General features: G+C 71.2%; 28 protein-coding genes and 2 tRNA genes. 17 read left to right on the top strand and 13 right to left on the bottom strand.

The window, feature by feature from the left end; all coding sequences use genetic code 11:
* Positions 1 to 70: 70 nt before the first annotated feature.
* The 3 genes from QE381_RS04405 to QE381_RS04415 all read right to left on the bottom strand — a co-directional run bounded on the left by QE381_RS04405 (position 71) and on the right by QE381_RS04415 (position 2,236).
* A complete protein-coding gene (locus QE381_RS04405) occupies positions 71 to 736 on the bottom strand; it encodes a hypothetical protein (RefSeq protein WP_307215828.1) in 666 nt (221 codons plus the stop codon).
* A gap of 13 nt (positions 737 to 749) precedes the next feature.
* The gene (locus QE381_RS04410; protein ID WP_307215830.1) at positions 750 to 926 is read right to left on the bottom strand and encodes a hypothetical protein; all 177 of its coding nucleotides are present in this window, start codon (positions 924 to 926) and stop codon (positions 750 to 752) included.
* 110 nt (positions 927 to 1,036) lie between these two features.
* Complete coding sequence (locus QE381_RS04415; protein ID WP_307215832.1) at positions 1,037 to 2,236, bottom strand: ferrochelatase; 1,200 nt, start codon at positions 2,234 to 2,236, stop codon at positions 1,037 to 1,039.
* Between the two features lie 72 nt (positions 2,237 to 2,308).
* On the opposite strand from QE381_RS04415, the gene QE381_RS04420 reads away from it, so the two are divergent.
* From QE381_RS04420 to QE381_RS04465, 10 genes are all read left to right on the top strand, one after another.
* A complete protein-coding gene (locus QE381_RS04420; protein ID WP_307215834.1) occupies positions 2,309 to 2,674 on the top strand; it encodes a helix-turn-helix transcriptional regulator in 366 nt (121 codons plus the stop codon).
* Positions 2,671 to 4,338: a SulP family inorganic anion transporter gene (locus QE381_RS04425; protein ID WP_307215836.1), complete on the top strand. Its 1,668-nt coding sequence runs from the start codon at positions 2,671 to 2,673 to the stop codon at positions 4,336 to 4,338. The genes QE381_RS04420 and QE381_RS04425 overlap by 4 nt, the downstream gene beginning before the upstream one ends.
* A gap of 78 nt (positions 4,339 to 4,416) precedes the next feature.
* A complete protein-coding gene (gene pepN / locus QE381_RS04430) occupies positions 4,417 to 6,966 on the top strand; it encodes an aminopeptidase N (RefSeq protein WP_307215838.1) in 2,550 nt (849 codons plus the stop codon).
* A gap of 119 nt (positions 6,967 to 7,085) precedes the next feature.
* Positions 7,086 to 7,997, top strand: a complete 912-nt coding sequence (locus tag QE381_RS04435; RefSeq protein WP_307215839.1) for an ABC transporter ATP-binding protein — start codon at positions 7,086 to 7,088, stop codon at positions 7,995 to 7,997.
* Entirely contained in the window at positions 7,994 to 8,833 is an 840-nt protein-coding gene (locus QE381_RS04440) for an ABC transporter permease subunit (protein ID WP_307215840.1), read from the top strand. The genes QE381_RS04435 and QE381_RS04440 overlap by 4 nt, the downstream gene beginning before the upstream one ends.
* Positions 8,834 to 8,842: 9 nt before the next feature.
* Positions 8,843 to 10,123 (top strand): sensor histidine kinase, encoded by a 1,281-nt coding sequence (locus tag QE381_RS04445; RefSeq protein ID WP_307215842.1) that lies wholly within the window; start codon positions 8,843 to 8,845, stop codon positions 10,121 to 10,123.
* On the top strand, positions 10,120 to 10,785 hold the full coding sequence (locus QE381_RS04450) for a response regulator transcription factor (RefSeq protein ID WP_307215843.1): 666 nt from the start codon (positions 10,120 to 10,122) through the stop codon (positions 10,783 to 10,785). The genes QE381_RS04445 and QE381_RS04450 overlap by 4 nt, the downstream gene beginning before the upstream one ends.
* Positions 10,786 to 10,832: 47 nt before the next feature.
* The gene (locus QE381_RS04455; protein ID WP_307215844.1) at positions 10,833 to 11,903 is read left to right on the top strand and encodes a mechanosensitive ion channel family protein; all 1,071 of its coding nucleotides are present in this window, start codon (positions 10,833 to 10,835) and stop codon (positions 11,901 to 11,903) included.
* Positions 11,900 to 12,370 carry a globin gene (locus QE381_RS04460; RefSeq protein ID WP_307215846.1) on the top strand — a complete coding sequence of 157 codons (471 nt, stop codon included), beginning with the start codon at positions 11,900 to 11,902 and terminating at the stop codon, positions 12,368 to 12,370. The genes QE381_RS04455 and QE381_RS04460 overlap by 4 nt, the downstream gene beginning before the upstream one ends.
* Positions 12,371 to 12,393: 23 nt before the next feature.
* Positions 12,394 to 14,058 (top strand): FAD-binding dehydrogenase, encoded by a 1,665-nt coding sequence (locus QE381_RS04465; protein WP_307215848.1) that lies wholly within the window; start codon positions 12,394 to 12,396, stop codon positions 14,056 to 14,058.
* A gap of 121 nt (positions 14,059 to 14,179) precedes the next feature.
* Here the strand turns inward: QE381_RS04465 and QE381_RS04470 are convergent, their stop codons facing one another.
* The gene (locus QE381_RS04470; protein ID WP_307215850.1) at positions 14,180 to 14,851 is read right to left on the bottom strand and encodes a hypothetical protein; all 672 of its coding nucleotides are present in this window, start codon (positions 14,849 to 14,851) and stop codon (positions 14,180 to 14,182) included.
* A gap of 22 nt (positions 14,852 to 14,873) precedes the next feature.
* On the opposite strand from QE381_RS04470, the gene QE381_RS04475 reads away from it, so the two are divergent.
* Entirely contained in the window at positions 14,874 to 15,788 is a 915-nt protein-coding gene (locus tag QE381_RS04475) for an acyl-CoA thioesterase II (protein WP_307215852.1), read from the top strand.
* On the opposite strand, the gene QE381_RS04480 is transcribed toward QE381_RS04475, so the two are convergent.
* From QE381_RS04480 to QE381_RS04500, 5 genes are all read right to left on the bottom strand, one after another.
* On the bottom strand, positions 15,773 to 16,246 hold the full coding sequence (locus QE381_RS04480; protein ID WP_307215853.1) for a thioesterase family protein: 474 nt from the start codon (positions 16,244 to 16,246) through the stop codon (positions 15,773 to 15,775). The genes QE381_RS04475 and QE381_RS04480 overlap by 16 nt on opposite strands.
* Positions 16,239 to 17,918: an energy-dependent translational throttle protein EttA gene (gene ettA, locus QE381_RS04485; RefSeq protein ID WP_307215854.1), complete on the bottom strand. Its 1,680-nt coding sequence runs from the start codon at positions 17,916 to 17,918 to the stop codon at positions 16,239 to 16,241. The genes QE381_RS04480 and ettA overlap by 8 nt, the downstream gene beginning before the upstream one ends.
* 41 nt (positions 17,919 to 17,959) lie before the next feature.
* On the bottom strand, positions 17,960 to 18,451 hold the full coding sequence (locus tag QE381_RS04490) for a hypothetical protein (protein WP_307215856.1): 492 nt from the start codon (positions 18,449 to 18,451) through the stop codon (positions 17,960 to 17,962).
* A gap of 31 nt (positions 18,452 to 18,482) precedes the next feature.
* The gene (gene ssb, locus QE381_RS04495) at positions 18,483 to 19,001 is read right to left on the bottom strand and encodes a single-stranded DNA-binding protein (RefSeq protein WP_307215858.1); all 519 of its coding nucleotides are present in this window, start codon (positions 18,999 to 19,001) and stop codon (positions 18,483 to 18,485) included.
* A gap of 166 nt (positions 19,002 to 19,167) precedes the next feature.
* Positions 19,168 to 19,371 carry a methyltransferase gene (locus tag QE381_RS04500; protein ID WP_307215859.1) on the bottom strand — a complete coding sequence of 68 codons (204 nt, stop codon included), beginning with the start codon at positions 19,369 to 19,371 and terminating at the stop codon, positions 19,168 to 19,170.
* Positions 19,372 to 19,464: 93 nt separating this feature from the next.
* Between QE381_RS04500 and QE381_RS04505 the strand changes: the two genes are divergently transcribed.
* The 6 genes from QE381_RS04505 to QE381_RS04530 all read left to right on the top strand — a co-directional run bounded on the left by QE381_RS04505 (position 19,465) and on the right by QE381_RS04530 (position 21,460).
* Positions 19,465 to 19,537, top strand: a tRNA-Arg gene (locus QE381_RS04505).
* 46 nt (positions 19,538 to 19,583) lie between these two features.
* Complete coding sequence (orn, locus tag QE381_RS04510; protein WP_307215861.1) at positions 19,584 to 20,207, top strand: oligoribonuclease; 624 nt, start codon at positions 19,584 to 19,586, stop codon at positions 20,205 to 20,207.
* Positions 20,208 to 20,239: 32 nt separating this feature from the next.
* Positions 20,240 to 20,315 (top strand) — tRNA-His (locus QE381_RS04515).
* Between the two features lie 22 nt (positions 20,316 to 20,337).
* On the top strand, positions 20,338 to 20,688 hold the full coding sequence (locus QE381_RS04520; RefSeq protein WP_307215863.1) for a metallopeptidase family protein: 351 nt from the start codon (positions 20,338 to 20,340) through the stop codon (positions 20,686 to 20,688).
* Positions 20,685 to 20,978, top strand: a complete 294-nt coding sequence (clpS, locus tag QE381_RS04525) for an ATP-dependent Clp protease adapter ClpS (RefSeq protein ID WP_307215865.1) — start codon at positions 20,685 to 20,687, stop codon at positions 20,976 to 20,978. The genes QE381_RS04520 and clpS overlap by 4 nt, the downstream gene beginning before the upstream one ends.
* Positions 20,975 to 21,460 carry a DUF2017 family protein gene (locus QE381_RS04530; protein WP_307215867.1) on the top strand — a complete coding sequence of 162 codons (486 nt, stop codon included), beginning with the start codon at positions 20,975 to 20,977 and terminating at the stop codon, positions 21,458 to 21,460. Before clpS ends, QE381_RS04530 begins: the two co-directional genes overlap by 4 nt.
* Here the strand turns inward: QE381_RS04530 and QE381_RS04535 are convergent.
* The 4 genes from QE381_RS04535 to QE381_RS04550 all read right to left on the bottom strand — a co-directional run bounded on the left by QE381_RS04535 (position 21,418) and on the right by QE381_RS04550 (position 24,170).
* Positions 21,418 to 22,014: a hypothetical protein gene (locus QE381_RS04535; RefSeq protein WP_307215869.1), complete on the bottom strand. Its 597-nt coding sequence runs from the start codon at positions 22,012 to 22,014 to the stop codon at positions 21,418 to 21,420. The two genes, QE381_RS04530 and QE381_RS04535, sit on opposite strands and share 43 nt — an antisense overlap.
* Complete coding sequence (locus QE381_RS04540; protein ID WP_307215871.1) at positions 21,998 to 22,318, bottom strand: hypothetical protein; 321 nt, start codon at positions 22,316 to 22,318, stop codon at positions 21,998 to 22,000. The genes QE381_RS04535 and QE381_RS04540 overlap by 17 nt, the downstream gene beginning before the upstream one ends.
* Positions 22,319 to 22,367: 49 nt before the next feature.
* Complete coding sequence (locus QE381_RS04545) at positions 22,368 to 23,627, bottom strand: DNA polymerase IV (protein WP_307215872.1); 1,260 nt, start codon at positions 23,625 to 23,627, stop codon at positions 22,368 to 22,370.
* Positions 23,628 to 23,693: 66 nt separating this feature from the next.
* Entirely contained in the window at positions 23,694 to 24,170 is a 477-nt protein-coding gene (locus QE381_RS04550) for a YbaK/EbsC family protein (RefSeq protein ID WP_307215874.1), read from the bottom strand.
* Between the last annotated feature and the right edge of the window lie 19 nt (positions 24,171 to 24,189).

The raw sequence follows: 24,189 nt of genomic DNA on the forward strand, positions 1-24,189 counted from the left end.
CCTGTCATCGCAAGGGGACGCATCCGCAACGCGCACTCGGGGGTTCTCGATGCCGGGGCGACGGCTCGGATCAGCCGGCGTCGTCGACCGTCAGCGAGGTGTACGAGATGCTCAGACCCGCGGGAAGGTCCGGCTCGAGCTGCTGGTACTGGTAGGGGAAGTCGACGGGAAAGCTCTTGCCCGCCACCGGTCCCGAGCCCTCGTAGTGGAACGAGTAGCGGCCCGGAAGCAGCACGATCTGCTGCGAGTCGCGAGCGAACGGATAGGCCACGTCGTCGGAGACGACCAGGTTTCCCGGCGTCCCCTCCCCCGTGTATCCCGCGACGGACATCCCCTGGAACAGCCAGCCGGTGATGCGCGGCGACGACTGCCCCCGAAGGAACCCCAGCTTGATCTCGCGGTCGTCACCGGCCAGCTGGAAGCGGACGTCGACGTACACCTCGGTGTCGGAGGTCTCGACCGCGCTGACGATGGTCGCCTTCGTCGGCCTCGCCTCGGCCTTCTCGTAGAAGACGTCGGTCGCCGCATCGGGCCGGATGCCGAGATCCCCCGTCGTGAGCGCGAGCGCGCTCGATGCCGCACCGCGTTCGAGCGCCGACATGAACTGCCGTGCCACATCGATCTCGGCGGAGTACGCGTCGGACCCGTACGGCGCCTCCGGGCCGCACCCCGCCAGCAGGGCGACGACGAGCCCCACGGCACCGATCACTCCGGCCCGACGCAGGCGCGTGCTCACGATCGCCGCCATCTCAGGCGAGCCGCGCAACCGGCCAGGAGCCGAAGTCGGTCCCCGAGACGTCGGATGCCGCCGCCCGGAAGCTCTCCAGCTTCTGGCTGGAGGTCATGACGAACTCGACGATCTTGTTCACGATGTCCTTCACGAGCGTGAGGACGCGGGCGACGGCACACGCAGTTGCTCGGTCCACTGCCGCTGGGCGCGCTCGTAGGCGTCGGACGCCTCGCCGCTCCACCGATCACGCAGCGTCGACACCAAGAACCCACGACGAACCGGGCGGGGATGTGGATAACGGACCCCTCAGGGGGCCATGCCGGCCGCTGCGGGCTTGAACCCCGCACGCACGTTCTCGCAGCAGCCGGGCCGGCACACGTCGAACCAGGGTCCGAGATCGGTCACATGGGGGCGATCGGCCACCGGGAGCCCCTGCAGACGCTCCTCGACGAGATCCACGAGGCCGGCGACATAAGCCGGGTCGACGCCCGGCGTGGGCGCACGGACGACCCGCAGCCCCGCTTCCTCGGCCGCCTCCACCGCCTCGGTGTCGAGGTCCCACAGGACCTCCATGTGGTCGCTGACGAAGCCGACAGGAACCACGACGACGGCCTCGGCTCCCCGTCCGGGAAGCTCGGCGATCACGTCGCAGACATCGGGTTCCAGCCACGGCTGCGACGCGGGGCCCGAACGGGACTGGAACACCAGCTCCCACGGCGTGGCCGCAGCATCCGGGATGGCCGCCACCACCTGCGCCATGACGTAGGCGGCCACGGCCTCGTGCTGCGCCTGATAGGCGCCGCCGGGCCCGAAGTCGACGTCGCGCGGGCCCGATCGCTGCGCATCGGCCGTCGGGATGCTGTGGGTCGAGAAGAGGATCGCGATGCGCTCCGCGGCGACGCCCTCCTCGACGATGCCGCGCACGGCGTCCGTCACCCCCGCGACGAAAGGGGCGACGAAGCCGGGGTGGTCGAAGAACTGCCGCACCTTGTCGATCGTGACGCGGTCGCCGAGACCGGTCTCGGTGAGCACGCGTGCGTAGTCCTCGCGGTACTGACGGCAGCTCGAGAAGGAGCTGTAGGCGCTCGTGGCGATCGCCAGCAGCGTCGTGTCGCCGGCGGTGGCGGCCTCGGTCACGGCCTCGCTGAGATAGGGCGCCCAGTTGCGGTTGCCCCAGTAGACGGGGAGGTCGATGCCGCGGCGGGCGAGCTCGGCCTCCAGGGCCGCCTTGAGCGCGCGGTTCTGCGCGTTGATCGGGCTGACGCCGCCGAAATGCCGATAGTGGTGCGCGACCTCCTCCAGCCGCTCATCCGGGATGCCGCGGCCGCGCGTGACGTTGCGCAGGAACGGGATCACGTCGTCCTGCCCCTCGGGGCCGCCGAAGCCGGCGAGGAGGATGCCGTCGTAGGCGACCGGCACGGTGACGTGGGCGGGGCCGGCGGACGCCGCCGCGGAGGCGAACGGCACGGGCGCGGACGACAGGGGCTCGGTGTCGATCGTTGTCACCCCTCCATCCTCGCACCGCCGCGGGACGGGAATCGCAGGATGTCTCGGCGACGACGATATGATGGATCCATCATGCCGATAAGTCACCGAGAGCGTCCGCTCTACGAGATCAAGGCGAACCTCTTCAAAGGACTCGCCCACCCGCTGCGCATCCGCATCCTCGAGCTGCTCTCGACCGCGCCCGAGGTGAGCGTCGCCGACCTCCAGCGCGAGACCGGGCTCGAGGCCTCCCACCTCTCCCAGCACCTGTCCGTGCTCCGGCGTCACCGTCTCGTCACGAGCGAGCGGCGGGCGAGCCACGTCTTCTACCGCCTGGCCGAGCCCCGGGTCGCCGATCTCCTCGCGACCGCACGGGCACTGCTGCTCGACATCGTCGCCGCCGACGGAGATCGCGCGGCCGCGGCCGCCGCGCTCCCCCGCATCGAGGTCGCGGGATGACGCGGCTGGCGCGCGCGGGCGCCGCCGCCAGAGCCCTGCTGCCGGGGCCCCGCGACTACCGGATGCTGCGCCGCACCTGGCGCGGCGACCTGGTCTCCGGCGTCACGGTCGGCATCGTCGCGCTCCCCCTCGCGCTGGGGTTCGGCGTGAGCTCCGGCCTGTCGGCCGAGGCCGGACTCGTGACGGCGATCGTCGCGGGCGTCCTCGCCGCTGTCTTCGGCGGATCGAACGTGCAGGTCTCGGGACCCACCGGCGCCATGGTCGTCGTGCTCGTGCCCATCGTGGCCGCCCACGGCCCCGGCGCCGTCGTCGTGGTGACGCTGCTCGCGGGCGTGATCGTGCTCGCCGCCGGCGCTCTGCGGCTCGGACGCACCGTCTCGTTCATCCCCTGGCCGGTCATCGAAGGCTTCACCCTCGGCATCGCGGTCATCATCTTCATGCAGGAGGTGCCCTTCGCGACCTCCGGCCACACGGCCGCCGCCGGGGAGCACTCCTCCAACGCGATCGTCGCGGCGGTCCAGTCGATCCTCGCCGCCGACTGGACCTACGTGCCGTGGTCGCTCGCGGCCATCGCGATCGTGACGGCCTGCATGCTGCTGGCGCCCCGCATCCACCGCGCGATCCCCGGCTCGCTCGTGGGAATCGTGCTCGTCACGCTCCTCGCCCTCGTCGTCCCTACGCCTCTGGCTCGCATCGGAGCGCTCCCGGCCTCCCTGCCCGCTCCCGTGCTGCCCTCGCTGGACACGGCGACCCTGGGGGCGCTGCTGCTGCCCGCCGTGACGGTCGCCGCCCTCGCGGCGATCGAGTCGCTGCTCTCCGCGCGGGTCGCGGCATCCCTGGCCGACACCGGCCCCTACGATCCCGACAGGGAGCTGGTCGGACAGGGCATCGCCTCGATCGGATCGGCCATGTTCGGCGGCATGCCCGCGACGGGCGCGATCGCACGCACGGCGGTCAACGTGCGCTCGGGCGGACGCAGCCGGCTCGCAGCCATCGTGCACGCGATCGTGCTGCTGCTCGTCGTCCTGGTCATCTCGGGGCCCGTGGGATCCATCCCGCTCGCAGCTCTCGCCGGGGTGCTGATGGTCACCGCCGTGCGCATGGTGCAGCGGGCGACGGTCTCCTCCATCCTGCGATCCACGCGGGGCGACGCGATCCTCTTCGTCGTCACGGCGCTCGTCACCGTCTCCGTCGACCTCATCGTGGCGGTCGTGATCGGCGTCCTGTGCGCGGCCGTGTTCGCCCTGCGCAGCCTCTCGCGCGAGACGGCCGTCGTCCGCGAGCCGATCGCGGGCGCCCCTCAGCCGGGCGACGACCGGATCGCGGTCCTGCGACTGGACGGGCCGCTCTTCTTCGCCGCAGCCGAGCGTGTCTTCGACCACGTCACCCGCGTCGAGGGCGTCGAGGTCGTCGTGCTGCGGATGTCGCGTCTCGAGCTCGTCGACGCGACCGGAGCCCGCGTGCTCTCCGAGATCGTGCAGGCGCTCGAGCGCCGTGGCGTGACGGTGCTGATCAAGGGCGTGCAGCCCGGGCACGAGGAGCTGTTCCGCACGGTCGGCGTGCTCGCCTCGCTCCGGCATCACAGGCACCTGTTCACCGAGCTGGATGCCGCGATCGCGCACGCGCGCAGCCATGTCGCCCGCCACGCCGCCCCCGCCGGCTGACCCGTCGGGCATAGGGTGGACGGTGCGCCGTCCGACCCGGTGACGGCCTCCTTTTCCCCGAAACCCAGGGAGCGAAACGTGCCCGGAGAGAATCTCACCCGTATCGAGGCGCAGGAGCGCCGCGCCGTCGTGGACACGCAGTCCTACGACGTGGTGCTCGATCTGACCCGCGGGGCCGAGGTGTTCGGTTCGACGACGACCGTGCGCTTCACAGCGACCGAGGGCGCCTCGACGTTCATCGACCTGATCGCGCGCGACGTGCACCGGATCACGCTCAACGGTCGCGAGATCGACGCCTCCGCGGCCTTCGCAGAGAGCCGCATCGCGCTCGAAGGTCTGGCCGCCCAGAACGAGCTCGTGGTCGAGGCCGACTGCCTCTACACGAACACCGGCGAGGGCCTCCACCGGTTCGTCGACCCGGTCGACGGCGAGGTCTATCTGTACTCGCAGTTCGAGGTGCCCGATTCCCGCCGCATGTTCGCCGTGTTCGAGCAGCCGGACCTGAAGGCCGAGTTCCGCTTCACCGTGACGGCGCCCGTCGCGTGGAAGGTCGTGTCGAACTCGCCCACACCGGAGCCGGTGCCCGCCGGAGAGGGCACCGCGACCTGGGCGTTCGAGCCGACCCCGCGGATCTCGTCGTACATCACCGCGCTCATCGCGGGCCCGTACGAGGCGACCTTCTCGGAGCTGACGAGCGCCTCGGGCCGCGTCGTGCCGCTGGGCGTCTACGCCCGAAAGAGCCTGTGGCAGCACCTCGACGCCGACTACGTGTTCGAGAAGACGCGTCAGGGCTTCGCGTACTACGAGGAGAAGTTCGGCGTCCCCTACCCCTTCGCCAAGTACGACCAGCTGTTCGTGCCCGAGTTCAACGCGGGCGCCATGGAGAACGCGGGAGCGGTGACCTTCACCGAGACCTACGTGTTCCGCAGCAAGGTGACGGATGCCGTCAAGGAGCGCCGCGTCGTCACGATCCTGCACGAGCTGGCGCACATGTGGTTCGGCGACCTCGTGACCATGAAGTGGTGGAACGACCTCTGGCTGAACGAGTCGTTCGCCGAATGGGCGTCGACGATCGCGACCGCCGAGGCCACCGAGTGGACCGAGGCGTGGACGACCTTCAACGCGATGGAGAAGACCTGGGCCTACCGGCAGGACCAGCTGCCCTCCACGCATCCGGTCGTCGCCGAGATCACCGACCTCGAGGACGTGCAGGTCAACTTCGACGGCATCACCTACGCCAAGGGCGGATCGGTGCTCAAGCAGCTCGCCGCCTGGGTCGGCATCGAGGCGTTCTTCGCGGGAGTCGGGCGCTACTTCCAGAAGCACGCCTTCGGCAACACGGAGCTGCGTGACCTCCTGGTCGAGCTCGAGGCGACGAGCGGCCGCGACCTGTCCGGCTGGTCCAAGAAGTGGCTCGAGACGGCGGGCGTGAACACCCTCACCCCGTCGATCGACGAGGCCGCCGACGGCACCATCACGCGGTTCGCCATCATCCAGACGGCCCCGGCCGACTACCCGACGATCCGGCCGCACCGGCTCGGCGTCGGCTTCTACTCGCTGCGCGGAGACGAGCTGGTGCGCGTGCACCGCCTCGAGCTCGACGTCGACGGCGACCGCACGGACGTCGCCGAGCTCGTGGGACTGGCCCGCCCCGACCTCGTGCTGCTCAACGACGACGACCTGGCCTACGCCAAGATCCGCCTCGACGACCGGTCGCTCGCGACGGCGGTCGCGCACCTCGCCAAGATCACGGACCCGCTTGCCCGCTCGCTCGTGTGGGGCGCCGCGTGGGACCAGACGCGGGATGCCGAGGCCTCCGCATCCGCCTACATCGACCTGGTGCTGGGCAACATCGGCAGCGAGACCGAGTCGACGACCGTGCGCACGACGCTCGGCCAGCTGCAGCTGACGGCGAACTCCTACGTGGCGCCCGAGAAGCGGGAGCAGACGCGCGCGAAGGTCGCCGACGGCCTGTGGAACCTCGCGCAGGGGGCCGGGGCCGGCAGTGACAGCCAGCTGCAGTTCGTCACGGCCTTCGCCTCCGCGGCGGCGACGCCCGCGCAGTTCGAGACCGTGCGGGCGCTGCGCGACGGGGCGATCGTCCTCGACGGGCTCGAGATCGACGCCGACCTGTCGTGGGCGCTGCTGGTCTCGCTCGCCGCGGGAGGCGTCGTCACGACGGCCGACATCGACGCCGCGCTCGCTGCCGACAACACGGCCAAGGGCGGCGAGTTCGCCGCGCAGGCCAAGGCGGCCCTGCCGAGCGCGGACGCCAAGCGCGAGGCGTGGGACCGACTGGTCGAGCGCGACGAGCTGCCCAACACGGTGCTGCGCTCGGCCGCGGCGGGCTTCACCCACCCCGCGAGCCGCGACCTGCTGGCGGAGTACGTGACGCCGTACTTCGACATGCTGCTCCCGGTGTGGAACGGCCGCACCTACCAGATCGCGAGCTACCTGATCACGGGGCTCTACCCCGCACCGCTCGCGAACGCCGAGCTCCGTGACGCGACCCGGGCCTGGCTCGGGCAGAACGCCGACGCACCGGCGGCGCTGCGGCGCCTCGTGGCGGAGAACCTCGCCGGCGTGGAGCGCGCCCTCGACGTGCAGTCGCGCGACGCGGAGGACTGAGCCCGGCGAACGCTCTGCCTCGGGCACGGCCGACGTCGTTCCGTGGTACCCGGGCCCGCCCCGAAAGTGGTACCTCGGTCGGATGCGGCGGCACCCTCCCGCTCCGTAGCGTCGAGGACATGATCACCGCAGAAGGCCTCACCAAGAGGTTCGGAGACAAGACCGCCGTCGACGACGTCTCCTTCACCGTCCAGCCGGGCAAGGTCACGGGGTTCCTCGGACCCAACGGTGCCGGGAAGTCGACCACGATGCGCATGATCGTGGGGCTCGACCGCCCGACGGCCGGTCGCACCACGATCAACGGCCAGAGCTACGCGCAGCTGCGCGCTCCGCTCACCGAGGTCGGCGTGCTGCTGGACGCGAAGGCCGTGCACACCGGTCGCAGCGCCCGCAACCACCTGCGCGCCATGGCGGCGACCCACGGCATCCCCCACAGCCGGGTGGACGAGGTCATCGAGCTGACCGGCATCGCCGATGTGGCCCGCAAGCGCGCCGGCAAGTTCTCGCTCGGCATGGGACAGCGCCTCGGCATCGCGGCGGCGCTGCTCGGCGAACCGCACACGCTCATCCTCGACGAGCCCGTCAACGGACTCGATCCGGAGGGCGTGCGGTGGGTGCGCGAGTTCGTGAAGTACCTCGCCCGGCAGGGCAACACGGTGCTGCTCTCGAGCCACCTCATGAGCGAGATGGCGCAGACCGCCGACCACGTGATCGTGCTCGGCCGCGGCAAGGTCCTCGCCGACGCGCCGTTGGAGGACCTCGTCCGCGCCTGGACGACGCACACCGTCAGAGTGCGCAGCCCGCGCACGGCGGAGCTGGCCCAGGCCGTCGCCGGCGCCGAGGTCGAGATCGTCACGACGGGCCCGGACACCCTCGAGATCGCCGGGCTCCCCGCGGCGCGCATCGGCGACCTCGCCTCCGACCACGGCATCCCGCTCCACGAGCTCACCCCCATGACCGGATCGCTCGAAGACGCCTACCTGGCCCTCACCGTCGAGGCGATCGAGTACAAGACCAAGGAGATCGCATGAGCGCCGTGACCGCGACCGAGGTGCAGACCCGGACCTCGCCCCACCGCCTCTCGTTCGGTCGCGTCATCCGCAGCGAGACGATCAAGATCCTGACCCTCCGCTCCACCTGGTGGTCGCTCGGGATCGTCGCCGTCCTCTCGATCGGGTTCTCGCTCATGATCGCCGCCCAGTTGGCGGGGTCGTACCGGAACGCCGAGGAGGCGGGCGTCTCCTTCGACTACGCTCCGGTCATGGCGATCGTCGCGCCGACGCAGTTCACGATGCTGCTCGCCGGCGCGCTGGGCGCGATCGCGATCACCGGCGAGTACTCGACGGGCATGATCCGCTCGACCCTGACGGCCGAGCCGCGTCGCGGTGTCGTCCTGGCGGCGAAGGCGATCGTGGTCGCCGTCGTGCTGGCGGTGTCGAGCCTCGTCGTGTTCGGCCTGTCGGCGCTCGTCACCGCGCCTTCGCTGCAGTCGACGCCGATCGACTGGTCGACGCCGGAGCAGTCGATCCTGCCCATCGGCTACGGAGCACTCAGCATGGCGGTGTTCGCGATCATCGGGCTCTCGTTCGGCTTCGTCGTCCGCAACGGCGCCGGTGCCGTCGCCGCGACCGTCGGCATCCTGTTCGTGCTGCCCATCGTGACCAACATCTTCGGCGCCGTCGATCCCGCCTGGGCCTGGGTGGGCGATCTCGCCCGGCTCCTCCCGATGAACGCCGCCCAGGCGCTCATGTCGCCGGGCACGACGCCGGGCGGCCTCGACGACCCGACCGCGCTCCTCGCGCTCGGCGGGTGGTGCGCCGCGGGCCTCCTCGGCTCCTGGGCGGTGCTCCGCTCGCGCGACGCCTAGAGTCGATCCGTGCCGAAACGCCGCAGCCGCAGCATCGACGTCGCCCGCGACGACGAGCTGCGGCTGCCGCGTGCGCCGGGCGTCATCCGCCAGTTCTGGGTGCGGCACCCCGTCTTCGCGGACGTGGTGATCGCGGCCCTCGTCGTCTTCTTCTCGCTGGCGCCCGCGACCGCCGTCACCTCAGGGGTCCAGAACGCCCCTGGGTCGCAGGCCGTCGCTCCCCCGACAGCCGTCGCCACAGGCGTGCTGACGCTGCTCGCCTGTGCTGCGCTCCTGCTCCGGCGCCGGTGGCCGGTGCTCGTCACCGCGTGCGCGACCGTCGCGAGCCTCAGCCTCCTGCTGGTGCCGGAGACGATCGTCTCCGGGCCGGTCCTCATGGTCGCGATCTACGCCGTCCCGGTCTACTCGTCCACCCGACGGGCATGGACGACCTTCGCGGCGGTGTGCACCGCACTCCTGGCAGGGGCGCTCCTGGCCGCCCTGCTCGGATCGCCCGTCCACACGCCCCTCAACGTCGCGATCAACGGCATCGTCTCGGCACTGCTCGGCGTGCTCGTCGGCGTGAACATCGGCAACAGGAAACGCTACGTCGAGGGCATCATCGACCGGTCCCGCCAGCTGCTCGTCGAACGCGACCAGCAGGCGCAGCTCGCCGCGGCCGCCGAACGCACGCGCATCGCGCGCGAGATGCACGACATCGTCTCGCACAGCCTGACCGTCATCGTCGCCCTCGCGGAGGGCGCGACGGCGACGGCGGACCGGGAACGCGCCCGTGCGGTCACGGCGCAGGTCGCGGACACCGCGCGGGGTGCGCTCGTCGAGATGCGCGCGATGCTCGGTGTGCTCCGTGACGGCGACGCTGAGGACGCTCCCCTCGCCCCGCTCGTCGAGGACGCCGTGGGCACGGCCGTCCGTGCCGCGCAGCGCGCCGGGTTCCCCGTCACGCTGCGCACGACCGGGACGACCGACGGCCTCCCGCACGCCGTGCTGTTCGCCCTCGCCCGCGTCGTGCAGGAGTCCCTGACCAATGCGATGCGGCATGCGCCGGCCGCGACCGCGATCCGCGTGCGGGTCGACGGCGGCGCTCCGGGCGACGACGCCCGGTCGGTGACCGCCGAGATCGTCAACGACGGCGCGCGCCCCGCCTCGAGCGCGGGCGGGTACGGACTGCAAGGACTGTACGAGCGCGTGGCCCACGTGGGCGGGACGATCGAGGCGGGACCGGCGGGCGCGGACGAGTGGCGTGTGCGCGCCGTGCTGCCCGCGGGGTCGGAGAGGATCGGAGGATGAGCGAGCGCATCCGGGTCCTCCTGGTCGACGACCAGGAGCTCATCCGCGTCGGCTTCCGTCTCGTCCTCGAGGCCGAGCCGGACCTGGAGGTCGTGGGCGAGGCGGCCGACGGCGAGGCGGCCGTGCGCGCCGTCGCGGTCCACTCCCCCGACGTCGTGCTGATGGATGTCCGGATGCCGCGGCTCGATGGGATCGCGGCGACCGAGCGGATCGTGCGCGCACACCCGCGCACCCGGGTCCTGGTGCTCACGACCTTCGACCTGGACGAGTACGCCTTCGGGGCGCTGGAGGCGGGCGCCGGCGGGTTCCTGCTCAAGGACGCGCACCGGCAGGAGCTGATCGGCGCGATCCGAGCCGTGTCCCGAGGGGATGCGGTGCTCTCCCCCCGGGTGACACGGCAGGTCATCGACCGGATGACCCGGGCTCAGCGCCGTCCGCCCGGACCCGATCCGCTCGCGGGGCTGACCGAGCGCGAGCGCGACGTCTTCCTCGCGATCGGCCGCGGTCTCACCAACGGCGAGATCGCGCAGGAGCTGTACCTCAGCGAGTCGACCGTGAAGACGCACGTCGGCCGGGTGCTGGCCAAGACCGGGTCGCGCGACCGCGTGCACGCCGTCATCCTCGCCCACCGGCTGGGACTCGCCGACGACACGGCCGGGTGAGCGGCGCCCAGCCGGCACCCACGCAGGCCTCGTTAGGATCGGACACGATGGGCATCCACCTCTCCGACTCCGCCGAGTCCCCGACCCTCTGGGCTCAGATCCTCCAGATCGGCGGCGACATCGGCCTCAAGCTGATCGGCGTCGCGATCATCATCGCCGTGTGCGTCGTGATCGCGATCGTGCTGCGCCTCGCCATCCGCCGCATCGTGAACCGCATCGTCAACGGCGCCAAGAACAAGGCGAACGTCGACGACACCCGCTCGATCGAGGTCTCCCCGCTCGCGCAGGTGCGCATCGTGCAGCGCACGCGCACGCTCGGCACGATCCTGCAGAACATCGTCAACGTGGCCGTCGTGATCATCGGGATCGTGCTCGTGATCAACACGCTCGCCCCGAGCGTGCTCGGCTCGCTGACTCTGCTGACCGCCGCCGTGGGCGCGGGCCTCGGCTTCGGCGCGCAGAACATCGTGAAGGACGTCCTGAACGGCATCTTCCTCGTCGCGGAGGACCAGGTCGGCATCGGCGACGTCGTCGATCTCGGCCTCGCCACGGGCGTGGTCGAGTACGTGAGCGTCCGCATCACGCACGTGCGCGACGTCAACGGCACCCTGTGGTACGTGCGCAACGGCGAGGTCACCCGCATCGGCAACATGTCGCAGGGCTGGTCGCGCGTCATCATCGACCTCGCGGTTCCCGCCGACGCCGACCTCGACGCCGTCGAGAAGGCCATGCTGGATGCCGCCAAGGCGCTGGCGAAGGACCCCAAGTGGCGCGCGCGCATCATCGAGCAGCCGGAGATCTGGGGCCTCGAGTCCATCTCGGGCGACGCGCTCGTCATCCGGCTGGTCCTGAAGACCCGCTCGAACGCGAAGGACGATGTGGCGCGCGAGCTGCGGATGCGGCTCAAGCGCGCGATCGACGAGATGGGCGTGAAGCTGCCGCAGCTGAACTCCATCACCCTGACCGGCATGGACGGAGCCATGAGCATCCGCGGCGCCCGCCCGCCGAAGACCCGCCCGACCCCGATCGCCAAGGACGACGCACGCCCGGTGTGGCGGCACAAGCGCGGCGGCAAGCCCGCGACCCCGCCCGAGACCCCCACGGATCCGGAGATATGACCGACACGCCCCTGAGCTTCTACGACGAGATCGGCGGTCACGAGGTCTTCGTCCGACTGGTCGACGTCTTCTACGACGGCGTGGCAGAGGACGAGCTGCTGCGTCCCATGTACCCCGAGGAGGACCTCGGCCCCGCCAAGGAGCGCCTCCTGCTGTTCCTGGAGCAGTACTGGGGCGGCCCCTCGACCTACAGCCAGCGACGGGGCCACCCGCGGCTCCGGATGCGTCACGCGCCCTTCGCCGTCAACCCGGAGGCGCGCGACCGGTGGCTGGCGCACATGCGCGCCGCCGTCGACGCGCTCGGGCTTCCTCCCCTGCACGAGGAGACGCTCTGGGACTACCTGCACCGCGCGGCGTATGCCATGGTGAACACGTTCGAGCCCAGCGGCATCGGACCGGCCGCGGCAGGACGCGACGGCGGCACGTTGCCGCTGCGCACCACGGAGCCTCCCGCGGGAGAGCGCTGACAGCCACCGACGAAGGAGTCGCCATGACCGAGACCCGCCACGCCGCAGACGTGCTCGTGATCGGGTGGGGGCTGGCGGGGCTCGTCGCGGCCGCCGAAGCCGCCCGCGCGGGCCGACGCGTCATCCTCGTGGACCAGGAGGCGCGCGCGAACCTGGGCGGTCAGGCCTGGTGGTCCTTCGGCGGCCTGTTCCTCGTCGACTCGCCGGAACAGCGCCGCCTCGGGATCCGCGACAGCGCCGAGCTCGCGCGGCAGGACTGGTTCGCCACGGCCGGTTTCGATCGGGAGGAGGACGCCTGGCCTCGGCGGTGGGCGGAGGCCTACCTCGACTTCGCTCACCACGAGAAACGTGCGTGGCTGGTGCAGAAGGGCGTCCGCTTCTTCCCCATCGTGGGATGGGCCGAGCGCGGCGGCTATCTGGCGACCGGTCCCGGCAACTCGGTCCCCCGCTTCCACGTCACCTGGGGCACGGGACCGGGCGTCGTCGCGCCGTTCCAGGCCGAGGTCGAGGAGGCCGAGAGCGAGGGGAGGATCACGATCCTGTCGCGCCATCGCGTGCGCGAGCTGACCCGGCACGACGGCGCGGTGACCGGTGCGACGGGCGAGATGCTCGCTCCGACCGGCGCAGGGCGCGGCGAGGCGAGCGGCCGCGAGATCGTCGGCTCCTTCACGATCGAGGCCGGCGCGACGATCGTCGCCAGCGGCGGCATCGGCGGAAACCACGACCTCGTCCGCGCGCACTGGCCGCAGCGCCTCGGCACCCCGCCCGAGACGATGGTCACGGGCGTGCCCGCCTACGTCGACGGCGCGATGCTGGAGACGGCCGAGCGCGGCGGTGCGCGGCTCATCAACCGTGACCGGATGTGGCATTACGTCGAGGGCATCCAGAACTGGGATCCGATCTGGCCGGGCCACGGCATCCGCATCCTCCCCGGCCCGTCATCGATCTGGCTCGACGCGACCGGCGCTCGGCTGCCCGTGCCGCTGTTCCCCGGGTTCGACACGCTCGGCACCCTCGCCCACCTTCGGAGCACGGGCCACGACCACTCCTGGTTCGTGCTGTCGCAGCGCATCGTCGAGAAGGAGTTCACGCTCTCGGGCAGCGAGCAGAACCCCGACCTGACGGGCAAGGACATCCCGCTGCTCGTGCGCTCGCGGCTGGGGAAGGGAGCGGCGGGGCCCGTGCGGGCCTTCCTCGACCGCGGCGCGGACTTCGTCGTGCGCGACTCGCTCGACGACCTCCTCGAGGGGATGCGGGCGCTCCCCGGGGGCGAGGCGCTCGAGGCCGCACGGGCGCGGGCCGAGATCGAGGCGCGCGACCGGGAGATGGACAACGACTTCACCAAGGACGCGCAGATCGCGATGCTGCGCTCTGCACGGGCGTTCCGAGGCGACCGGCTCGTGCGCACGGCCGCTCCCCACCGCATCCTGGATCCCGCGGCGGGCCCGCTCATCGCGGTCAAGCTGCACGTGCTGACCCGCAAGTCGCTCGGGGGCATCGAGACCGACCTGCAGGCGCGGGCGCTCCGCGCCGACGGCACGCCCCTGCCGGGTCTCTACGCCGCGGGCGAGGCGAGCGGCTTCGGCGGCGGCGGCGTGCACGGGTACCGGGCGCTCGAGGGCACCTTCCTCGGCGGGTGCCTGTTCTCGGGGCGGGCCGCCGGGCGCGCCGCCGCCCGGTCGGTCTGACCGCCCGGCCGGCCCCGCTCCCTCGACGGATCAGGACATCTCGCCGCCGCAGGGTGCCCGAGGCACACGCTCTCCTGCTGCGGCCATGTGTCCTGATGCGGACGGCGCGGATGGCGACGGATCAGGCCGCGCCGGTCGCGCGCACGGGGGTCAGCCCCGCACGCACGGCGCGCCGCACCAGCACGTGCCCGCGGCGCAGCGTGAGTCGGGACCACCCCGGCGCCGTCCGCAGCGACGCTTGCTCCTCGCCGTGCACGAACCCCATCGTGACGGCGGCGAAGGCGACCGCCCGCGGGAGGTCGAGCAGCTGATCGTCGGGGGCGCCCCAGACGTGCGCCCGCACGGTGCGCACCAGATCCTCCCCCGGATCGACCGGCAGCTCGTGCGCCACCGCGGTCATGCCCCATTGCGCGCGGGCGGAGAGCACGGATGCGGCGATCTCGCCGCCGGGCTCCCAGCCGCTCCGCGGCGGTGAGATGCCCGCCCAGGTCGCCGTCACCGAGGTCTCCGGGAGCGCCAGCTCTCCCGCGGCCGATGTCGCCACGAGGCCCGGCGCCGCCACCGCGAGATCGCACTCCAGCTCCGGATCGACGGGCACCACCCGCATCGCGAGCACGGTCGGAACGTCGTCCAGCAGCGTCCGCGGTGCGAGCGCCGCGGTGGTCATGACGAGCACGCCCGCACGCGCCTGCAGCCGCACGGCGGTGTCCGTGCCGAGGGTCCCCGCGCGCCCCGCGAAGGTCAGCGCATCGGCCGCGGCGTCGGCATCCGGGAACAGGAGACGGAAGGGCATCGAACTAAGCTATCAATCGTCGATGTCGAGACGACCGGAGGATGCCGTGGAACCCGCCCCCTACCCGGACGCCGACCCCGCCGACGCGCTGCTGTCGGTCCTCTCGCTCAACTCCACCGAGGCGCGCACGACCGAGGACATCTTCACCGGTGTCTCGCACCCCATGCCCCGCGGTCGCGTGTTCGGCGGTCAGGTGCTGGCCCAGTCCGTGCTCGCCGCCTCACGCACGGTCGATCCGGACCGCCCGATCCACTCGATGCACGGCTACTTCCTGCGCCCGGGCGACACCGCGCACGGCATCACCTTCGCGGTCGACCGGCTCCGCGACGGGCGGTCGTTCACGGCGCGTCGGACCCAGGCCTTCCAGCAGGGTGTGCCGATCTTCTCGATGATCGCATCGTTCCAGATCGAGGAGGACGGCCTCGATCACGCCGAGCCGATGCCGGACGTCCCCGGGCCGGAGGAGCTCTCGGACCCGGAGCTCGACTCGCTCCACCCGCTCAACCCGCAGACGGTCGTCGGGCTTCCGCTGCAGGCCCGTCACGTGGAGGGCTCGCTGTGGGCCGGAGACCGGGTCGCTTCGAGCCCCTCTCAGAACGTGTGGATCCGGGTCCGCCGTCGCCTGCCGGACGACCCGCTCCTGCACCGCGCGGCACTCGCCTACATGTCGGACATGTCGATCCAGGAGTCCGTGCTGCGTGCCCACGGCCTGACCTGGTCGGCGGGCGACGTCAACGTCGCGAGCCTGGATCACGCCATGTGGTGGCACCGGCCCGCACGCGCCGACGAATGGCTTCTGTACGCCCAGACCTCGCCCACCGCACGCGGCGCACGCGGTCTGTCCACGGGCCGTCTCTACACGCGGGACGGGGAGCTGGTGGCCTCCGTCGCCCAGGAGATCATGGTGCGCGTGCCGACGGATCAGCGACGCGAGTAGCGGATCGGCTCGCCCAGGTAGGGCTCCCACGCCGCGCGCATCTCGGGCGTCAGTCGCACGGGGCGGCCGCTGGCGGCATCCACGAAGACGATCACCGCGGACGACCGGGCGTACAGCACCTGCTCACCGGCTGCGCGCGGGCTGTAGACCTCGTAGCAGACCTCGCCGCTGGAGCCGCCCAGCCGGCCGAACCACAGCTGCACGTCGAGCGGATCGCTCTGGTACGGGACCGGTCGGAGGTACTCGATCTCCTGTCGGGCGATGAGGGTCAGCAGCTCCGTCCCCGCAGGCACGACCGCCGTGGGGTATCTCGGCTCACCGCTCTCGGGCGCCCAGAACGCGCGCACCCGGCACTCCTCGAGCAGCTTCAGCATCGAGGTGTTGTTGACGTGGTTGAACGCGTCCAGATCCCCCCACCGGAGGTCGATCGGGATGTGGAGGCGCACGGCGTCAGTCACGCGTGAGCTTGCGGTGCGTCGAGCGGTGCGGGTTCGCCGCGTCGGGACCGAGACGCTCGATCTTGTTCGCCTCGTACGCCTCGAAGTTGCCCTCGAACCAGTACCAGGCGTCGGGGTGCTCGTCGGTGCCCTCATAGGCCAGGATGTGGGTGGCGATGCGGTCGAGGAACCACCGGTCGTGCGTGATCACGACGGCGCAGCCGGGGAACTCGAGCAGCGCGTTCTCGAGCGACTGCAGCGTCTCGACATCCAGGTCGTTGGTCGGCTCGTCGAGCAGCAGCAGGTTGCCGCCCTCCTTGAGCGTGAGGGCGAGGTTCAGCCGGTTCCGCTCGCCGCCGGAGAGCACACCCGCCTTCTTCTGCTGGTCCGGCCCCTTGAAGCCGAACTTGGAGACGTAGGCGCGCGAGGGGATCTCCGTCTTGCCGACCGTGATGATGTCGAGTCCCTCCGACACGACCTCCCACAGCGTCTTGTTCGGGTCGATGTTGGCGCGGCTCTGATCGACATAGCTGATCTTGACCGTCTCGCCGATCTTGAGCTCGCCGCCGTCGAGCGGCTCCAGCCCGACGATCGTCTTGAACAACGTCGTCTTTCCGACGCCGTTGGGGCCGATGACCCCCACGATGCCGTTCGGCGGGAGGCTGAAGCTCAGGCCGTCGATGAGAGACCGATCGCCGAACGCCTTCCGGAGCTTCTTCGCCTCGATCACGACGCTGCCCAGGCGCGGCCCCGGCGGGATCTGGATCTCCTCGAAGTCGAGCTTGCGCGTGCGCTCCGCCTCCGCGGCCATCTCCTCGTAGCGAGCCAGACGCGCCTTCGACTTCGTCTGCCGGCCCTTGGCGCTCGATCGCACCCACTCGAGCTCGTCCTTCAGCCGCTTGGCCAGCTTGGCGTCCTTCTTGCCCTGGACATCGAGACGCTCGGCCTTCTTCTCGAGGTAGGTCGAGTAGTTGCCCTCGTAGCCGATGAGCCGACCACGGTCGACCTCGGCGATCCACTCGGCGACGTTGTCGAGGAAGTACCGATCGTGCGTGATCGCGATCACCGCGCCCTTGTAGGACTGCAGGTGCTGCTCGAGCCAGAGCACGCTCTCGGCGTCGAGGTGGTTGGTGGGCTCGTCCAACAGCAGCAGATCGGGCTTCTGCAGCAGCAGGCGGGCGAGCGCGACGCGGCGGCGCTCGCCGCCGGAGAGCTTCGTGACGGGCTCGTCGCCGGCGGGGGTGCGCAACGCATCCATCGCCTGCTCCAGCTGCGAGTCGAGGTCCCAGCCGTCGGCGGCGTCGATCTCCTCCTGCAGCACGCCCATCTCGGCCAGCAGCGCGTCGAAGTCGGCGTCGGGGTCGGCCATGAGCGCGGAGATCTCGTTGAACCGGTCGAGCTTGGGCTTGATCGCGACGCCCTCCTGGATGTTCTCCAGGACCGTCTTGGTCTCGTCGAGCTCCGGCTCCTGCATGAGGATGCCGACGGTGTATCCGGGCGAGAGCTTGGCCTCACCGTTGGAGGGCTGGTCCAGGCCCGCCATGATCTTCAGGATCGTCGACTTCCCGGCCCCGTTGGGACCGACCATGCCGATCTTCGCGCCCGGCAGGAACGCCATCGTGACGTCGTCGAGGATCAGCTTCTCGCCCACCGCTTTGCGGGCACGGACCATGGAGTAGATGTACTCAGCCATAACCAGGCCAGTCTAGACGGCGGGCAGGCTCCCGCCCGCCGTCACCAGTCGATGGGGCGGGTCGTGCCGAGGAGGCAGGCGCTTCCGCCGAGCACAGCGGGCTCGACGACGGCGACCGCGGATCCCGTGGCCGGCCCGACCTGGCCGATCAGGCACTGGCCATCACGCCAGAGCACGGAGAACTGGATGCTCTCCGCGGGGTTTCCCACGGTCGACTCGTCCGGAGTGACCTGCATCGACTGCTTCGGGAACCCGGCGGCGACCAGCGCATCGATGTAAGCGCGGCCGTGGACCTGATCGGGTCCCGCCCAGACCTGCTGCACGATCTGGGTGAAGTACGGCAGGTTCTGCGCGGCGCTGCCCTCGGGCACGAGCGCGGGAGCCGCCGGGACGGTCGCTGCGGGGGTCGGGGTGTCGGAGAGGGTCGGCGTCTCCGTCGGCACCACCGGCTGCGGGGAGCTGCATCCCGCGATCACGATGGTCAGGGCGACCGCCCCGGCGGAGACGACGGAGCGGAAGCGGGGGGACGTCACCCCTCGAGTGTACGCGGCGCCCCCGAGAGCCTCAGAACGGCGTGTCCTCCGGGGGTGCGCCGGCCGGCACCGGCTCCGCGGCCGGCTCGACCGGTCGCGCGGCGACCCAGGGATCCGGGACCGCCGCCGGCGCGCCCCAGTCGCCCGCCGTCCCGGAGGCCGCCTCCGACGTCGGCGTCGACGCGGGAGCGGAGCGCGGAGCCTCCTGGAACAGGCTCGTGCCCCACAGCAGATCGTGGCCGATGGCATCGGCATCCACCTCGACCGAGGTCCCGCGCCCGGAGTCGTTCTCCCATGTCCGGATCCGCAGCTTTCCGGTCACGATGACCCGCTCCCCCCGACGGAGCGACGCGAACGCGTGCGTGCCGAGCGCGCGGAAGGCGCTCACGCTGTACCAGTTCGTGTGTCCGTCGACCCACTTGCCCTGCTGCGCGTCGAAGCGTCGCTGCGTGCATCCGACGCGGAACTTCGTCACCTCGACGCCGTTGCCGATGTCACGGCGTTCCGGCGCGGCGGCGACGTTCCCGACGATCGTGATGGTCTCGCTCATTGATCTCTCCTCCTCTGGACGATGGATGCCGCGGTGCCCGGTGCCCGATTCGAGCACCGCGGCTGCAGCCAGCATCCGTCGGCGAGGGCGCGCCGGAGCCGCCGTCTCCCGATCCGTGGAGAAGGTGACTCGCGCACACGCCTGTGGAGGAGAGGGTGCGCGTCTGTCAGTGCTGGCGGAACTCCGGCCAGTCGGCGCCCGGGGCCTGCTGCGCGTGCAGCGCGTTCTTCGCGATCTCCATCGTGGGGTACGAACCCAGGACGTCGTCCGCCCCGGCCATGGTCACGAGGTACACCTCGTCCTGTTTGCGGATCGTGCCGATCACACCGCCGCTGCCGTAGGCGACCCAGAGTGCTTGTGTCGTGCTCATCGTCGACCTCCCTTAGATACTGCGACGCTACGGCAACCACCCCAGCCGCACCATCCCTTCCGCCGCGGCTCCGGTACTCTGTGTGGGCACCCTCCCCCCGTAGCTCAGTGGACAGAGCGAGCGGTTTCTACCCGCCAGGCCGGGGGTTCGAATCCCTCCGGGGGGGCTGCCGCGCCGGGGCCCGTGTCTGCGGCCCCCAGTAGGATGACGTCATGAGTGTCACGGATGGCGACAGGCTGGTCTGGATCGACTGCGAGATGACGGGTCTCGACCTCGAGGTCGATCAGCTGGTCGAGATCGCGATCGTCGTGACGGACTTCGACTTGAACGTCCTCGACGAGGGCTTCCAGCTCGTCATCAAGCCCGACGACTCCGCGCTCGCGCACATGAACGACTTCGTGACCGACATGCACCGGTCCTCCGGCCTCCTCGACGAGATCCCGAACGGGGTCTCCGTCGCCGAGGCCGAGTTCCAGGCCCTCGAGTACATCCAGCGCTTCGCCCCCGTCGAAGGCCGCGCCCCTCTCGCCGGCAACACGATCGGAACCGACCGGATGTTCCTGGCCCGCTACATGCCGCGACTCGACCGCTGGCTTCACTACCGCAGCGTCGACGTGTCCAGCATCAAGGAGCTCTCCAAGCGCTGGTACCCGCGGGTGTTCCACAACGCGCCCGCCAAGCACGGCGGCCACCGGGCCCTCGCCGACATCCGGGAGTCGATCCGTGAGCTGGCCTACTACCGCCAGGCCGTGTTCGTTCCCGAGCCGGGTCCGTCGAGCGACGACGCGAAAGCGGCTGCAGCGTCGGTCGTGTCGTCGTTCGCCCCGAGTGTGTGACAGAATATCCTGGTTGCCTTCACGGGCACATGGTGGCTATAGCTCAGTTGGTAGAGCACCGCGTTGTGGTCGCGGGGGTCGCGGGTTCAAGCCCCGTTAGCCACCCCACTTCTTCCGGCCGGGGGCCGACATGATCGACATGGATGCCGACGCCTTCGAGAGACTCGTCCTCGACGAGCTCGACGCGCTCCCCGATGAGATGGTCGATGGTCTCGACAACGTCGTGTTCGTGGTCGAGGACCGTCCTGAGGACGGCAGCCTCGACCTCTTCGGCCTCTACGACGGGTGGGCCCTCACGGAACGCGACCGGTACGGGATGGGCGAGCTCCCCGACCGGATCATCGTGTATCGCGAGCCGCACCTGCACGCCTGCGACGACGAGAACGCCCTGCGCGAGGAGGTGCACACGACCCTCGTGCACGAGATCGCGCACTTCTACGGCCTCGACGACGAGCGCCTGCACCAGCTGGGGTGGGCATGAGCGCGCTCGCCGACACCCGCGAGGACGTCGGGCTGACCGAGGCACCGGTCCGCGACATCCCCTGGCAGACGGTCGTCTGGAACGACCCGGTGAACCTGATGAGCTACGTCGTTCACGTGTTCCGCAGCTACTTCGGGTTCTCCAAGGACGTCGCGACCCGGCTGATGCTCGCCGTGCACGAAGAGGGACACGCCGTGGTCGCCGAAGGCGCCCGCGAGCAGATGGAGCTGCACGCGCAGGCCATGCACGACTACGGCCTGTGGGCCACCGTCCGGAAGGCACCAGAGTGACCACCGTCGTCATGCAGATCACCCGGATCGAGGCGCTCCACGTGCGCCAGCTCGTCGCACAGTTCATCGAGCTGCTCGACGAGGGCGTGCGCGACGACCCCGCCGTCGCACGACTCACGCCCGACGCCTACCCCGACGATCCCGACGCAGGACGCGAGTTCCGTGCACTCACCTCCGCCGAGCTGCTGCGCCGCCGCTCCGACGACGCCGGAGTCGTGCTGGCCGATCTCGCCGTCGCGGGCGAGGACGGCGACCCGGCGGAGCTCACGACCGCGGACGCCGTCGCCGAGCTCACGATCGTCCTCGACGACGAGCGCACCGGCGCGTGGCTGCGGACGCTCGGTGCCGTCCGGCTCGTGCTCGCGTCCCGGCTCGGCATCGAGTCCGAGGGCGACGGCGACGAGGACGACCCCCGGTACGGCGTCTACGAGTGGCTCGGCTACCGACTCGACGCGCTCGTGCAGGCCGTCGAGGGATCGTAGACGACGTCGGCGAGATCCGCCGGCCGGTTCCGCGCGACGTGCTGCTCCTCCTGCGCCGCCCACCGTTCCCAGTGCGGGGCGTATGTCTCGCCATCGCGCGCCAGCGCGCGCGCACGGCGCTGCGGGGCGGGGCCGTCCATCCAGACCGAGACCGTGGCGTACGCGGCGACGCGGGGCGTGAGCGAGCCCGATCCTTCCACCACGAGCGTCCGCCCGGGTGCGACGAGGTGTTCCTCGGCCGCGACCCCGCGGTCCCAGTCCCAGCGACGCCAGCGTCCCGGCTCCCCCGCGGCTCGGGGCGCGATGACCTCGTCGGCCAGCATCTCGGACGCGGCCGTGAGCCCGTCCCAGCCCGGGTAGAACGCGTCGAGCGGCAGGAGATCGACCTCACCCGGGAGGTGCTGCTGCAGCATCCGGGCGAACGTCGACTTTCCGGCACCGCTGCGCCCGTCGATCACGACGAGGGGCGCGGCCTCGCCGCTGCGGGCGACGGCCGCGAGGACGGATCGCAGCAGGGGGCCGAGCTCGCCCGGTTCGCTACTTCTTGAGGGCACGGATGACGCGACTGAGCGCGCGACCGGCGACCCACAGGAACGGGATGCCGACCGCGAGCAACGAGACGACGTTCGGCTCGAACCGCAGGTCGTCGCCGCGACGAACGTACGCGCCGACCGGGATGGCGTAGCCGCCCCCGCCGCCGCCGACGGAGCCCGAGTCATCGCTCGCGCCACCGAAACCGCTCCACGCCAAGGCGACGGGGATGACGCGGATCCCGTCGACATCCTGTTGTTCGCCGTAGACCGTCGTCACACCGTAGGTCGTGACCTGCTTGCCGAGATCGAGCACGAAGTTGGGCATGACCCCACGCTACCTGCGCGGGTGCTCCGGCGACACCGGTTGACGCCGTTCAGTGGTCGTGTATCTCGGGACGGGGGTGCGAGGGCAGCGATCCGCCCGAACGGACCCCGCCCAGCAGCGCCGCGCGGGTGACCGCCCCGCGGCCGAAGCGCTGTGTCGCCCCGTCGAGCGCCTCTTCGATGCGGCGCCACTCCGCGTCGTCGTCCCACAGCGTGGCGACGCCGGCCGCCGGCCGCAGCGACTCCGCCCGCACGCCGACCAGACGGATCGCGAGAGAGCGGTCGATCGCGTCGAAGAGCTCGATCGCGGCATCACCGATGCGCTGGCCGACCGAGCTCGGCTCCGTGAGCGTCACACTGCGGCTCACGGTGCGGAAATCGGCGAAACGGATCTTGATCGCGACCACCCGCGCCTCGGCGTCGTGCGCACGAAGGCGGGCGCCGACGCGGTCGGCGAGGCGACGCAGCTCGACGCGCAGCGCATCCACGTCGTCGATGTCGTCGTGGAACGTCTCCTCGTGCCCGATGCTCTTCTCGGTGCGCTCCGTGACGACCTCGCGGGGGTCGAGTCCGCGGGCGAGGTGCCAGATGCGCTCCCCCATCGAGGCGCCGAGAGCACGGTCGAGCGTCGCGCGAGGCGTGGCCCGCACATCCGCGATCGTGCGGATCCCGCGTGACTCGAGCGACTCGGCGGACTTGGGCCCCACACCCCACAGCGTGCGCACCGATCGCGGCGCGAGGAAGGCCTCCGTGTCTGCCTCGGCGACGATCAGCAGGCCGTTCGGCTTGCTGAGGGTCGAGGCCATCTTCGCGACGTGCTTGGTGGCGGCCGCCCCGACGCTGCATGTCAGCCCCGTCGCGTCGCGCACCCGCTCGCGGAGCATGCGCGCGATCTGGCCCGGGGATCCCCAGAGGCGGCGCGCGCCGCGCACGTCGAGGAACGCCTCGTCGATCGACAGCGGCTCGACGAGCGGCGTGATCTCGTGGAAGACCCCCATCACCTCGCGAGAGAGCGCGACGTAGCGATCGAAGTGCGGGCGCACGACGATGGCGGACGGGCACAGCCGCAGCGCCTGCGACACCGGCATGGCCGAACGCACGCCGAACCGGCGGGCTTCGTACGACGCGCTCGAGACGACACTGCGCCCTTCCGGGGCGCCGACGATGAGCGGCTTGCCGGCGAGGGACGGGTCGTCGAGCACCTCGACCGAGGCGTAGAACGCATCCATGTCGACGTGCAGGATGCCGGCCCCGGTGTCGTCGGCATCGTCCGGCGACACGAGGCGGCTTCGACCGTCCGTGCGTCCCACCCCTTCATTCTCCCCCGGGCCTCCGACATCCCGTCCGCCCGACTGACCGCGAGACCCGTCTCGCGGTCAGTCGACGGGGTGGACGGCGCCGGCCGTGAGGCGCACGAGCTCGTCGAAGGAGAGCGGGAACACGCTCTCGGCCGTGCCCGCGGCGGCCCAGAGCACGGGGTGCCGCTGGAGGTCGCGGTCGACGATCGTCGTGAGGGGCGCGGGATGCCCCGTGGGGGCGACCCCGCCGATCACCTGGCCCGTCGCCTCGCGCACCTGCTCCGGGGTCGCACGCCGGATGGGGCCGCGCCCGAGCCGCGCCGCGAGCGCCTCGGTGTCGACCCGGTGCGCACCGCTGGTCATGACGAGAAGCGGTTCGCCGTCGCACCAGAAGACGAGGCTGTTCGCGATGGCCCCGACATCCACCCCCACCGCCGCCGCGGCGGCGGCCGCCGTGTGCGCGCCGCTGGGCAGCACGGTGATGCGCGGCTCGATCCCCGCCTCGACGAGCCGCTGCGCCACTCGCCGCACCCGCTCGGGCCACTCCTGACTCATCCCCATCCCCTCCTGATAA

Source organism: Microbacterium sp. SORGH_AS_0888 (assembly GCF_030818905.1).
Classification (GTDB): domain Bacteria; phylum Actinomycetota; class Actinomycetes; order Actinomycetales; family Microbacteriaceae; genus Microbacterium.